The organism is Methanospirillum hungatei (genome assembly GCF_020216685.1).
Taxonomy (GTDB): Archaea; Halobacteriota; Methanomicrobia; order Methanomicrobiales; family Methanospirillaceae; genus Methanospirillum; species Methanospirillum hungatei_B.
Genome location: NZ_JAIWNS010000146.1, coordinates 1 through 12,963 on the forward strand (window position 1 = coordinate 1; position 12,963 = coordinate 12,963).

Here is a 12,963-nt window from a genome sequence, read left to right on the forward strand (position 1 = left end):
CGGGTTCGGGTTACTATGAGACCCCCTGGCTGATTTTTTTATGTAATTTTGTGTATCTCAGTCTGCTCCTTCATAAGATGCTCAACATTTCGAAGGCCATAGCCATCAAGAAGAAATCCAAATCCGATGATTCCCACAATCACAGCCAGTATGCCGACCAAAATCTCGAGCAGTATGTCAGGGACAAAGATGGTGAGAGCACCAAATGCCAGGGAACCAATCCCCATCCCCATAGAAAGCCATAACCCTTGGGGAATCTCCTTTTTTTCTTTTATCACCCGTCTCAAAGATACATAGGCACTCCCCAAGAACCATATGGCGAGGATAAACAGAATGATGACCAGATATAATTCCCACAGTATTGCCATAATGATGCCTCCGATCATTATTAAAAATCCATTCACAACATCCTTTTTTGAATGCTCTTTTCGCTTACCCATATATAACCCATGGGCAAGAATCAGGGCACCGGTAAAAAATACAATCGAAGGGAGAATCACAGAAAAAAGCCGTTCATCCTGATTGAGTGCAATCATGAGAAGGATACCACTGATGGAGAGCAGGATTATCCCAAGCACCATCCGATACTCCCATGTTAAGCGTTGATCTTTAATAAAATCAGGTTCAGGGTTCTTTTTGGCATCCCTGGCGGTCATATATATTGTCTGTACCGTCTCCAGGATCATAAGGACCAGGGGGGCGTCATCGATAAGATGAAGGAAAGGATTTTTTTCCGGATCATACCGGTCAAGGTGAACCCGGTATTCGGTTTTTGTCTCATGAAGATGATACTGACCATTCCGGTAACTTGCAATGGTATCATGAGAGGGGACATTAATCGGAGAGAATTTCCATTCAGGCCCCAAAGGCACTGTCAGCAGATCTTTGGGGATTACCACTTCCCAAATGCCCTGATGGAGGGCTGACAAGTATTCATATATGTCTGACATATGACACACCCATGCTTTTTTCGGCCAAACCTTATGTTTGAGTATATCTGTGTGTGATAAGAGTAAAAATCACCGGTCTGGCCATTGATGTTTCGTGGTGAGCATATGGGCTGTTTCGATTCATTTATTTCCTTTTAAATAGATTATTCAGGCAGTGGTAATAAAGAGAGAAAATTCTACCTGGACCGGAGAGCTCCATCCTGGTTCACCGGACAAGATAGTATCACAAGAGATTGAACGCCTTGAAGATCTGCGTCAAACAATAACCCATGAAACCATCTGTAGAGCATCGTTTGCAGTACTCATTGGGATCATCCTGGCAAATATCCTGCTCATATGGCATTATCGGTCCACATACCTCTTTCTTTGGGTAGCGGCGAGTCTATATTTTTATCTGTTTTATCCGATGCTGCCACTTGCTCTTTTTCCCTTTAGAATGGTACATCAGAAATTATCAGGACAGCCCCCAATGAAGAAAAAGGATACTTCATTGTTACAATGGGCAAAAGAACTGAAAATATTTTCAAATAAACGGGTGGGATATCAGCTCTTCCTACGGTTTTTTCTGCTCAGCATGATTCCGATCACGTATGGCGTTTTTTGCATATACGGACTGTCGGTCATCTTTACCATCATTATCGCGTATACGAGTAATTTTTCAACAGATACCCTCATTCTGCTTTTAATTCAGTGTCTTGGGATAATCATATTCTATGCAGAGATATTCATTTTCAGAGGAAGAATGCTGTACCGGACTCACCTCCGTCTGAAAAACCGGATGATAAGCCATCGAAGAATTATCGTCTTTACCATCCTTGGATCAATTCTTATTGCCATTACAACAATCCTCGTCATCCTTATGATCGTGGCGATGGTCATGCCTGCATTTACCCTGACAAAATACGTGAATATGATAGCCTTTTCATATGCCGGAAGAGATTATAGTGTACTCATGCTCCTTTTCTCGCAGTTTGTCATAATGCAGTATCTGCAAAGTTATCTGAGCAGAAAAATTGCCCTTACAATGATATCTGAATTCATAGACAAACTGAAAAAAATTCAGGGAGCAGACATCGAAGAGAGGAGAGGAGAGGAAGAGACCAAAGCAGAAAGTCTTCTTCTGGAGAGCAGACTGTACGCGTATAACCGAAGACAGATGCTTGGCCTGTATCCCTCATACTCAATTGGAGTAAATATCCCGGTTCTGCTTTCCATAAAAGATCTGAAATCACTTCAGGAGATCTTTTTTGACTCATCCTGATACCGCTAAAGAGAATTCAGGATTGATGTATTTTAAAATAGGTGGAAGGGACATGTATTTCGAAAACAACTCCCTTTCCAACGGTTCCAACCTCCTGAATGGTACAATGGGTGATTGAAAGAATCTCCCTGACAAGAAAGAGACCATATCCGGTATGCGATCCAAAACCCCGGTTAAAAATCTGTTCCTTTATTGAATCCTCAATCCCTTTTCCATCATCAGCATAGGAGATATACAGCATATCCTGCTCTTCCCTGGCAGTAACCCTGACTTCACTTACCGTCCCGCCATGTCTCAGTGTGTTATCTACCAGGTTTGCAAACACCCTTCCAAGCATTGCATCTGCATAGATATCGTAATTAATGTTATCCTGAGTAAATCTGATTTCCTTTGGAAGGACTCGGATAATAGTCTCTTCAATGATAGCCGGCAGGGATTGCCAGACCGGGGAGGTGATTCCCAGGTTCTGATAATCCCTGGTGAAAAGAATCTGGCGGTATATGGTATCCAGTGCTGTATCGACCGGCTGAAGGTAGGATGAAGCAGCCTGATCGCTGATCTCATCCCTGATAAGATCCATTGCCCCGGTCAGGACGGTAAGCGTATTGAGGATGTCATGACGGGTTGTCTCGGAAAGAAGGTTTAATTTTTTATTCGCCTCGCGAAGCCCTTCTTCGTTCATCTTCTGTTCGGTTACATCTTCAAGGGTTTCAAGTGCACCCCAGACATCACCATTTGAATCACGAAGTAATGCTCCGGTAAAATAAAGCCAGATTCCATGCTCACCCAGATGGGAGAAAAATCCAATTGATGACCAGGCATCTTTCACAAGAGTTGATTGTTTTGCATTGCCTTTGTACCATAATACGAGATCATCAATCCTGCCGTCAAGTATCAGATCCGCGATACAGGGACGTGGTTCAGGATAAAATGCCCTCCAATGCTCATCTGTTCCGATAACCTCATTCGAGGGAATTCCACTGTAGACAGAGAGGGCCTGATTCCAATAGACTACCTTGTGATTTTTATCTATCACAAATTGCGGGATTGGTGATTCCTGTAAGATGGCATTGAGCATTGCCCTGCTCTCCCGAAGGGAGTGCTCTACCTGTTCATACAGTCTGGCAGCATGATGGATTGTACCGATACAGGCATGACGACCTTTATACTCTCCAATCCGTAATGAGATAATTACCGATACTTTGGTTTTTTTATCTTTATGCAGAAACCGGATTTCAGATGATTCAATGATTACATCATATTCCTTTGAATTATGACATTTCCATATCAGTTCATCACGGTATTCAGGGGAGATATATTCATACATGGGGCTTCCCAGTATTTCATCACGGGAATATCCGATAATATTGGCAAATGTCGCATTACAAAAGACAATCAGATCATCCTGAACGATGAAAACTCCGTCTTCAATATGTTCCACCAAAAACCGGTATAACTCCTCGTTCTCACGGAGAGCCATTGAGGTCTTTTTGATATCAGTAATATCCCGGATATTTCCCTCTACTCCGGCAAACGCACCATTTTTGTCATAATATACATGAGTATTGGTCGAGACCCATATGGGTGTTTTATCCCTTTTTAGCAGAGGGGTTTCATAATTATATACTGAACCTTTTTTTTGTAAAATCTCCATCAGTTTTTGCCGTTCATCAGGATTCTGATAAAAGGTGTCAGCAATATTTTTTCCGATGATTTCATCAAGAGAGTCATACCCGAACAGCCGAAGAGCACTCGGGCTTGCCATGATAAGATTTCCCTGTGCGTCACTCCGGTAAAAAACGTCCTGGGTATTTTCTATAACCGAACGATACCGTTCTTCACTCTCCTTTAAATTTTCCCGGCTCTCATTCAGTTCCAGAAACTGATGTTTTAGTTCATCCTCTGATGAGGCAATCTCCTCATATGCTGCATTTAACTCCTCCAGAGCGCGTTTGGCCTCAGTAACATCGGTAGCCACCTCAAGCCTGACATCACGTCCATCAGGCCATCTGATTACCCGATCAACGATTGAATAATACCGGTTAAATACTGAGTTATAATGTTCCCAGGAGTAAGGAAGAGGTTTTTGTGAGAATATGATTGAATTTGTACAAAATTCACAGGGTGTTTTCCTGTTTTGGAACTCTTCATAACAGATCCTCCCAATAACATCATGACCAAGAAAATTCTGAAAACTTTTATTCACATACAGAATTTCATAGGTTTTTGGATCACTGACATACACAACCTGATCAAGACTGTCAAAAATTGAGAGCAGTTGCTGGCGTTCCTGTTCGAGAATTTTTTCCGCATGCTTCTGCTTAATTGCATGATCCACCTTGGATTTCAGCTCGGCAAACTGAGCTTTTGGATCTCCTCCTTTCTGGAGGTAAAAATCTGCTCCATTATTGAGTGCTTCGATAACAACCTCTTCTCTGCCCCGTCCGGTAAAGATAATAAACGGAATATTTTCATCAAAAGCCCGGACTTCTTTGAGGAATTCAACACCGTTCATCCCAGGCATCTCATAATCAGAGATGATAGCATCGTACTCTTTTTCCCTTAATCTTTCCAGGCCGAGAGACGCCGATAAAGCCGTGTCAACCTTAAGGTCGCCGCTTCGTTCTAGAAACAGTTTACAGAGATCAAGCAGGAATTCCTCATCATCAACACAGAGTACCTGATACAAAGAATCGGATCCGGACATGAAGAACTCCCTCTACTATACCTAACAAATTCTAAATTATTAAAGGCTTGCCTGCGTTTGAACAGATATCCGGTGATCATTCATACATTTATAAATAAACAGAACCCATATATGAACCGATTCAATTTTAATACGATGATTTTCAGCAAAGGATATTCAGTTCTATGATACCGCCGATTCTTGTCAGACAGATTCGACCATGCGAAGAATGCATATTTTTCAATACCCTGGAAGAATTCTGTACCCTGCATGATGAGGCTTTGTACGGGGAAAGACTGGAGCGGTGGGAACGTGAAGATCCTACATTACCATGCCCGTATCATTTTACCCCTGATGAGATCATGGAACTTATCGAACAGAACCCAGGACTGGAGGACAAGCCACTTATGAACCAGAAAATCTGGATGGCCAGATAGTCAGGATCATTTTCTCTTTCCAATAAATAGAAATGGTCGTTTAAAGAATGAAAATGGATTGTTTTTATCCTCTATCGGATAGATCCCTTCACTTGCTGATCTGACATCCTCAATAGTATAAAATGCATGGGGGTTAAAGTCACGAATCAGGACCGCCAGATGAGGAATTTTTGCTCGTTTTACCACCATGAAGATGATAGTAACCTCACCATTCGCTCCCTGTGCGGTAATATTTGTCACTCCATAGCCGTACTGCCGTAATCGGGCGATAAATTCTTTTGTCGGGAGCGGAGTTATCAGACGAATGATCGCCATGCCCAGTTTCATCCGTTCTTCGAGTTCCATACCGATGTAGGTTCCGGCTGCAAATCCCGCACCATAAGCAATATAACAGATGGGATTGGTGATGTTAGCCATAACCTGTCCGATGGCAAGCAGCCAGATCGTAACTTCAAAAAATCCAAATATCGGAGCTATAAACTTAAAACCCCGTGAAATCATGATATATCGGATGGTACCGATGGAGACATCACATATACGGGCCAGAAATATGAGTACCGGGATCAATCCAAATGTAAAGAGATCAGATGAGAGAAACCCGACATCCATAGGATCAATTGAATAATCAGGTCCCGGTCTAATTATAGTTACTGGAAATGATTCCTGAATGGTGTCATACCATCTATGAATGGACACTAACCAGTCAAAGGAAGCATCATCGGTAGAACAATAAAAACGGACCAGATATAAAGAACACCGAAAAAAAAGACCACCATCAATACGGGTGTCTGGACCTCTAGAGACAATCCGGTATACTGATACGTAACCGGAGCAATACTCTAGCAATTATGTCTGGTACAATGCTTGTTGCAGTGGACGGATCTCCTGAAGGTTATAATGCTCTCATCTGGGTTTTAGAGCACATAAAAGAGGAAGGACGAGCCTGTGCACTGTATGTTATATCACCTGCCAAGTATGCGGCCATTGATGGAGCTGCCGGATATGAGGGCATATCAACCCTCCATGAAATTCGGGAAAAACTGGTGCAGGATGAGAAGGAGCAGGTCACTAACAGGATCAAAGAGCTGGCACATGACCGGAATGTGGATATTGAAATCATCGTACGGACCGGTGATCCGAGAAGTGAGATATTACAAACCGCGGAAGAAGTCGGGGCAGATCTGATCGCTGTCGGATCAACCGGAAAAGGACTGGGTGCCAGAATTCTGCTTGGAAGTGTCAGTACATATATTATGACCCATGCAAAAGTTACCACCGTTGTGGTCAGGTAAGTTTTTTAACTTCAGAATAATCTGAAGTTACCATCGCTCTTTTATCTCCGTTCGTATAGTATAATGCATGAAGAAATTTTCTGTACTTATGTTGCTCCTGCTTATCGGAGCTATGGTTACCGCCGGGTGCACTGCATTTGAGGGTACACAGCCGGCGAGTATCACCGATGACACGCTCTCCCTTTCAAAGGCTGCTTACGAAAGTGAGAGTTATGCCTACGCTCCGGCCCCTGCCCCCCAGGCTACACGGTCAGCCGGTGGATATGACGGCATATCGTCAGACAAAACAGGTGTCTCACTCCCTGAACAGAAGATCATCAGGACTGCTGATATCAAGATAGAGGTGATTAATGTTACAGAATCGGCAGAACGGGTAAAAGAGGTGGCAAAGCGGTACGATGGCCTGATACAGTCATCATCCGTCTATGCCGGAAGTCAGAACAGGTATTCAGGAACGGTTACGATACGGGTCCCAGCTGAACGTTTTGACAAAGCTCTTGCGGAGATAATTTCCATAGGAAAAGTTCTGTCAAGTTCAGTACAGGCTGATGATGTGACAGAAGAATATGTTGATCTTGCAGCGCAACGCGATTCCCTTTCAAATCAGTTAGCCCAGTACAACCGCCTGCTTACAAAAGGACAGAATGTCTCAGAGATCCTTGTAGTTCAAAAGGAGATCGAACGTGTTCAGGTGCAGCTTGACCGGATTGTGGGAAGAATGAAGTACCTGGACAGCAGAACCTCCTTTTCGACCATAACCGTCAGCTTATCAGAACCTGCACAGGTTGAGGCCCCGGGAGGGTATTCACTACCGGCAGTTATCAGTGACGGGATTGCCGGGTTTGTAGACACGGTGGTCTGGCTCTTTATTGCCATTCTGACACTCCTGCCCCTTATCATTCTGGGTGGTGCAGGATACTGGGTCTATCAGCGATGGAAGAACCGATCAGAGTAAACATTTCATACGGGTAACATGTGAGAAGCGATGTTGGAGAAGGGACAGGAGATACTGGTACTCAGGGATGTGCTCATTCCAGGCGGACGGGTGGCGGATATAACCATCTCAAACGGGCAGGTTATGCATGCCGGTGCAGCAGGAAAGGGTGATCTGGAGATCTCCTGCCGGGGAAAATTCGTTCTTCCGGCAGGGACCGACCTGCATGTCCATATGAGAGATGGGCCGCAAAAAGAGAAAGAGACCTGGGAGAGCGGGACAAAAAGTGCAATAGCCGGCGGGATTACGGTTGTTGTGGATCAGCCAAATACCATCCCGGCTCTGACAACGTCTGACCTGTTACGTGACCGGGTGATGCTTGCCGAATCACAGGCATATACCCGATTTGCGATAAACGGCGGGGTTACCAGTGATGCAGATCTTACCGGGATGTGGAAGGCCGGTGTTTTTGCCTTTGGTGAGACATTTGCCGGTCCTTCAAGTTATGGGGAGGCCGTGTCATCAGAAGTACTTGTAAAAGCTATGAACCAGGTAGCCGGCTTTCATGGCCTTATGACTATCCACGCCGAGCAGGTAACAGAAGGAGAGGATCAGTCACTTGCCTATCATGATCATCTCCGTCCGGTCGGAGGTGAGGTTCAGGCCATTCAGGATCTGCTCACTTTGAATACCTCCCGTTGCAACCTTCATTTCTGCCACCTCTCATCTGCTGATGCCATCCGGACAATTCCAGAGGGCCTCGCATCCCGTGAGGTTACACCGCATCACCTCTTTCTCAGTTACGAATCATGTGATCCGAAAGATACACACAGGAAAGTCAATCCTCCACTCCGGTCAGAAAAAGTCCGAAGGGAATTATTCTCCTGCTGGAATCAGATTGACCTCATCGGATCTGATCACGCTCCTCACACAAAAGCGGAGAAGGGACAGGAGTTTGCTATGGCTCCATCGGGTATACCGGGAGTTGAGACGATGATTCCACTGCTCATGGGCTGGGTTCATGAAAAGAAGATCAGCATTGCGGATGTTATCGCGAAGACCTCAAGCAGGCCCTCAGAAATTCTCGGAATTACGAAGGCAGGGTTCTCACCCGGAGACCGGGCGGACTTTGCACTGTATCCTGATACCCTGACCCGGATATCAGCAGATACCCTTCACAGTAATGCTGGTTGGACACCGTATGAAGGAATGATGGCAGTGTTTCCAGAGCAAACTATCCTTGGAGGATTGGTAGTATTTGATTCAGGAGATTTTTTCAGGCCAGATTTGTCGGATGATTACTCAGGGTCCAGTCTCTGGGTTCCGGGAAGAGGTTATAGCCTCTGAATACCAATAGATAAGTAGTGCCTCTCCTCGTTTCCATAGGTCCCCAGGTGATACGATGAGGTCTCATAGGGTGATCCACGGGACAACCCGGAAACGGTACATGTTATGGCACCACCTGGCTGAGGGCGTTTAATAGGTGAAGTACGGCAAAAGCCACTTGTGATCCATATTTGTTAGTGCCAGGTGACAAATTCTTACTTTTGTCTTTAGTTCTATTTTCAGATTGTTTATTTAAAACCGGATATTATCAGGTATTTTTTAGTTTTGGACTTGATACTCTGCCCACCTTACTTCAATAGACCGATAGGAATCTATCTAAATTTTCCCAGATGGATATACCTGAATGTATAGAGATCCTAGACTGTCAGAAAGATATGGAGCTCATTCATGCTCATACATTGTGGGATGTGCAGACCGTCAGATTAAGATCAATTTTATGAGATCTTCAATTATAGAGGAGATAAGATGAGGATGAGCCGAAATTCTATAGAGAGAGTGGCTTTTCCAAAGGAAGCGAGAAGAGCCTTTAAATACTTCAGGATACGGGCTAATAGAAGGGATATTATATCCAATCTCTTCACACCATAACAATGAACAGTTTCCTCTTCTTTGACTAGGGGATCAATGTTATTCTTGACACCGGGTTTTATATTTATTATTATATAAAAATAAAAAAAATCAATTTTAGTCTTATTGTGGAGATAATTGATATTTGATACCATGTGGCGTACCTTATATTTACTGTTCATACTGTTCACTAAGAAAATTGAACAGTAACACCATTTTCGTCTCCTTTTTATCAGACTGCATATGAACGATACATATGGATATTGAAAAACTTATTTATCTTATACATTCCGAAGAGTCAGAAATATGTGAATTATAAAAATTCATAGATATGAATTTATCATCAGTTAAATACACCTTCCAGAACCTGGATTCTGAACACTCCAAACCCATTCGAAACAAGCATACCTGATCAATACCTATTGTCTGAATAGGAGATTTCCCATCATGACCGATAAAAACCGTGAAGAACTGTTTGGAAAAGTCATCAGATTAAAAGATATCATTGCATATCAGGAGGGGACGATAGCGAGCCGCATGGTGGTCGTATCAAAAGCAGGATCGATAACCCTCTTCTCTTTTGATGCTGGTGAAGAGATCTCGGAGCATACCGCTCCATATGACGCGGTTCTCACCGTTCTTGATGGTGAATGTGAAGTAACTCTGAACGATGAAAAGTTCCGGTTGAAAGAAAGTGAGACGATAATATTCCCGGCACATGCCCCTCATGCAGTCCGTGCAGTAACCAGATTTAAAATGATGCTGACTATGATTCGGGAATAGTGCCTAATACATTAGCCGATACATTATCCTGAAAAATCTCCCATACAGAAAAGATCACATACATGGAAAAAGAAGAGGTTAATGCCTATTACTGCGTGGCATGCGGATATGTAAGCCCGGTTTACCAGAAAAACTGTCCGTCATGTGGGATTGCTGAGAAGTTCTTAACAGAGAAGCAGTATGCTGAACTGATGATACGATATCTCCATCACCCTCTTCGGAAATACCGGATTTTTTCATTAAAAACAATAAAGAAGCTGAAATGGAAGGATGCAATCCCTGAACTTGAGGAGCGGGCCAGGATAGAACGAGATCAGGATATCAAGGCAGAAGTGAAACGGACCCTTGAGTCACTCAAGATATTCCTGAATCGCTCAGCTACAGGAAGTTCTCCTGATGCACATCGGGATACCACCATGTATACGCAGCTTGGGGAGACAAAGTGTAAAATTATCCCGATTCGTCCTGTTCTTCGAAGAAAGGGGCATCATCATCTTCGTCCGGGTAGAAGAATCTGAAGAGAATAAAGAATATCTCTTTTTAGAATTTGGGTGATTTCAAAATTATAAAAAAGTTAATTCACACCCATTACAAGTGAAATACCCTTTCGGATATCACAAACCCTTCTTCAACCGCTCCGTTCTTTTTCAGGGTCACTCCACGATTATCCCATGCTTTTACATTCTAGGATCGCACTCAATCGTTGAGCTATAGGAAAACTAATGCAATACAGGGGTGATTCAACATAGAACACGGAATATGTCAAGATCCCCAACCTTAACTGCAGATCGGCTCTGCCATTCTACAATGCCAGGCACCTCTCTCACCCACTCTGATATCCCCCATTGCTGATCATTTCAAAATGCATATATAGATGGGTCTTCTATTGGGTTTTATCATCCAGCGTATCAATTCCATCCTTGACCGATGTCCGCATATTATCGGATGATAGAAGACAAAAGAGGGAGATAATGGCAGAAATTATTCAAAAAGAGGGTGAAAAGCCAGAATTGAAGAGATTATGGTATGCACTCAGCACCAACAAATCGGTGGAATTTTTGGGCACTTCACAGGAATCAGGGCTGAAATCATCAGAGGCCACAGAGCGGCAAAAAAAATACGGCAAAAATATCCTTCAGGAAGAGAAGGAAAAATCTGCAGTTATCAGGTTTTTAGAGCAGTACAAATCCTATATGCAGATAGTGCTGGTCATTGCAGCGTTTGTAAGTCTGTACATTCAGGAGTACCACACATGTCTCCTTCTGCTTATCCTCACTGTTTTCAATGCCTCTTTGGGTTATCGTCAGGAAGCAAAAGCTGCTGTAAGTGTTGCTGCATTAAATAAGATGATGAAGACCGTTGCAAAAGTGAGACGGGATGGAGAGATCACGCAGGTTGAAGCAGAGGAGATCGTTCCGGGAGATATAATCATTGTCGATGCCGGGGACCGGGTTCCTGCTGACGGCCGGATAATACTGGCAGCAAACCTGCAGATTGAAGAATCAGCACTGACTGGTGAGAGCACCCCTGTCGAGAAAACCTCTGATACTATAGAAAAACCCGACCTGCCTCTTGGAGACCGTATTAACATGGCCTATATGAACACCAATGTGACGAGAGGTCATGGTGAGATTCTGGTCACTGATACCGGGATGAACTCTGAAGTTGGTCATATTGCAACGATGCTTCAGGAACAAAAGACAGAAAAGACACCTCTTACCATTCAGATAGACAGGGTTACCCTCTTTATCATCGGGATGGCAGTACTTGCATTTCTCAGTATTGTCGTCCTTGGTCTCTCGCAGGGCGAATCATTTGATAAACTCTTTAATATCGGTGTATCTCTTGCAATTGGCTCTATTCCTGATGCGTTACCTGCCGTTGTCATCAGCATCCTCGCCATGGGCACCGTTGCGATGGCACATAAGAATGCAATCATCAAGAGTCTTCCTGCTGTAGAGACCCTGGGATCCACATCGGCTATCAATTCAGATAAAACCGGGACACTGACCATGAACCAGATGACGGTCAGAGTTATCTCAACCGTTCAGCACCGGTATCAGGTATCAGGTGAAGGATACAGTTTTGAAGGAATAATTAAACGAACGGAAGGGGATGCAGACGAGAATCTGGATCATGTGTTCTTTCCCTGTGCTCTGTGCATTGACACAGATATCAGGGACGGGCAGGTCATTGGAGATCCAACCGAGGGGGCATTGTATGCTCTTGCAGAGAAAGGAGGAATACATGTCCAGGAATTTCGGAAGAATTACCCCAGAATCGCAAGTATCCCTTTTGATTCAGACTATAAATTCATGGCAACATTCCATGAGATGAAAGATGCGGATGGCCGGGCAATCATACGGACCTATGTCAAGGGTGCTCCGGATGTTATCCTCTCCCGATCCTCCTTCGGTCTTTTGGCAGATGGATCAACGAAAAAACTCACCGAAGAAGATCGGACTAAAATTCTGGGTGAGAATGAACGAATCGCGCAGGAAGGTCTTCGTGTCCTCGCATTTGCCAGAAAAGACTTTGATCCTGCAACCTTTGATCCAAAAGCAGATCTCATGCCCCTGATGCAGGATTTGACGATCAGTTCGTTTGTCGGGGAAGTGGACCCTCCACGGGCTGAAGCGAAAGAGGCTATTTTAAAGGCCAAACATGCAGGTATCCGGGTTCGGATGATAACTGGTGACCATGCCG

Annotated in this window: 11 protein-coding genes; 8 read left to right on the top strand and 3 right to left on the bottom strand. The window is 44.0% G+C overall.

Features of this window, described 5'->3' with window-relative positions; genetic code table 11:
• Window positions 1–38 precede the first annotated feature (38 nt).
• Window positions 39–950 (bottom strand): hypothetical protein, encoded by a 912-nt coding sequence (locus LDL35_RS09310; protein WP_304022042.1) that lies wholly within the window; start codon window positions 948–950, stop codon window positions 39–41.
• Window positions 951–1,104: 154 nt separating this feature from the next.
• On the opposite strand from LDL35_RS09310, the gene LDL35_RS09315 reads away from it, so the two are divergent.
• On the top strand, window positions 1,105–2,211 hold the full coding sequence (locus LDL35_RS09315; protein WP_304022043.1) for a hypothetical protein: 1,107 nt from the start codon (window positions 1,105–1,107) through the stop codon (window positions 2,209–2,211).
• 16 nt (window positions 2,212–2,227) lie between these two features.
• Here LDL35_RS09315 and LDL35_RS09320 read toward each other — a convergent pair whose 3' ends face one another.
• Window positions 2,228–4,918: a PAS domain S-box protein gene (locus LDL35_RS09320; RefSeq protein WP_304022044.1), complete on the bottom strand. Its 2,691-nt coding sequence runs from the start codon at window positions 4,916–4,918 to the stop codon at window positions 2,228–2,230.
• Window positions 4,919–5,082: 164 nt separating this feature from the next.
• Between LDL35_RS09320 and LDL35_RS09325 the strand changes: the two genes are divergently transcribed.
• The gene (locus LDL35_RS09325; protein ID WP_304022046.1) at window positions 5,083–5,334 is read left to right on the top strand and encodes a hypothetical protein; all 252 of its coding nucleotides are present in this window, start codon (window positions 5,083–5,085) and stop codon (window positions 5,332–5,334) included.
• Between the two features lie 6 nt (window positions 5,335–5,340).
• Here the strand turns inward: LDL35_RS09325 and LDL35_RS09330 are convergent, their stop codons facing one another.
• A complete protein-coding gene (locus LDL35_RS09330) occupies window positions 5,341–5,943 on the bottom strand; it encodes a DUF2179 domain-containing protein (RefSeq protein WP_304022048.1) in 603 nt (200 codons plus the stop codon).
• Between the two features lie 239 nt (window positions 5,944–6,182).
• On the opposite strand from LDL35_RS09330, the gene LDL35_RS09335 reads away from it, so the two are divergent.
• The 6 genes from LDL35_RS09335 to LDL35_RS09360 form a co-directional block, all read left to right on the top strand.
• Window positions 6,183–6,626, top strand: a complete 444-nt coding sequence (locus tag LDL35_RS09335) for a universal stress protein (protein WP_304022049.1) — start codon at window positions 6,183–6,185, stop codon at window positions 6,624–6,626.
• Window positions 6,627–6,693: 67 nt separating this feature from the next.
• Window positions 6,694–7,581, top strand: coding sequence for a DUF4349 domain-containing protein (locus LDL35_RS09340; protein ID WP_304022051.1), 888 nt, complete (start codon window positions 6,694–6,696; stop codon window positions 7,579–7,581).
• 30 nt (window positions 7,582–7,611) lie between these two features.
• Window positions 7,612–8,907 (top strand): dihydroorotase, encoded by a 1,296-nt coding sequence (pyrC, locus tag LDL35_RS09345; protein ID WP_304022053.1) that lies wholly within the window; start codon window positions 7,612–7,614, stop codon window positions 8,905–8,907.
• A gap of 1,014 nt (window positions 8,908–9,921) precedes the next feature.
• Window positions 9,922–10,257, top strand: a complete 336-nt coding sequence (locus tag LDL35_RS09350) for a cupin domain-containing protein (protein WP_304022055.1) — start codon at window positions 9,922–9,924, stop codon at window positions 10,255–10,257.
• A 62-nt stretch (window positions 10,258–10,319) separates the two neighbouring features.
• Complete coding sequence (locus tag LDL35_RS09355; RefSeq protein WP_304022057.1) at window positions 10,320–10,775, top strand: hypothetical protein; 456 nt, start codon at window positions 10,320–10,322, stop codon at window positions 10,773–10,775.
• A 453-nt stretch (window positions 10,776–11,228) separates the two neighbouring features.
• Window positions 11,229–12,963: HAD-IC family P-type ATPase (locus tag LDL35_RS09360; protein WP_304022059.1), on the top strand; the 1,735-nt coding region annotated here is incomplete at its 3' end.

Bases quoted from the DNA above. Each gene is read 5' to 3' on its own strand.
- LDL35_RS09320 (WP_304022044.1), bottom strand. From the start codon at position 4,918: ATGTCCGGATCCGATTCTTTGTATCAGGTACTCTGTGTTGATGATGAG.
- LDL35_RS09325 (WP_304022046.1), top strand. From the start codon at position 5,083: ATGATACCGCCGATTCTTGTCAGACAGATTCGACCATGCGAAGAATGC.
- LDL35_RS09310 (WP_304022042.1), bottom strand. From the start codon at position 950: ATGTCAGACATATATGAATACTTGTCAGCCCTCCATCAGGGCATTTGG.
- pyrC (WP_304022053.1), top strand. From the start codon at position 7,612: ATGTTGGAGAAGGGACAGGAGATACTGGTACTCAGGGATGTGCTCATT.
- LDL35_RS09335 (WP_304022049.1), top strand. From the start codon at position 6,183: ATGTCTGGTACAATGCTTGTTGCAGTGGACGGATCTCCTGAAGGTTAT.
- LDL35_RS09355 (WP_304022057.1), top strand. From the start codon at position 10,320: ATGGAAAAAGAAGAGGTTAATGCCTATTACTGCGTGGCATGCGGATAT.
- LDL35_RS09330 (WP_304022048.1), bottom strand. From the start codon at position 5,943: ATGGATGTCGGGTTTCTCTCATCTGATCTCTTTACATTTGGATTGATC.
- LDL35_RS09340 (WP_304022051.1), top strand. From the start codon at position 6,694: ATGAAGAAATTTTCTGTACTTATGTTGCTCCTGCTTATCGGAGCTATG.
- LDL35_RS09350 (WP_304022055.1), top strand. From the start codon at position 9,922: ATGACCGATAAAAACCGTGAAGAACTGTTTGGAAAAGTCATCAGATTA.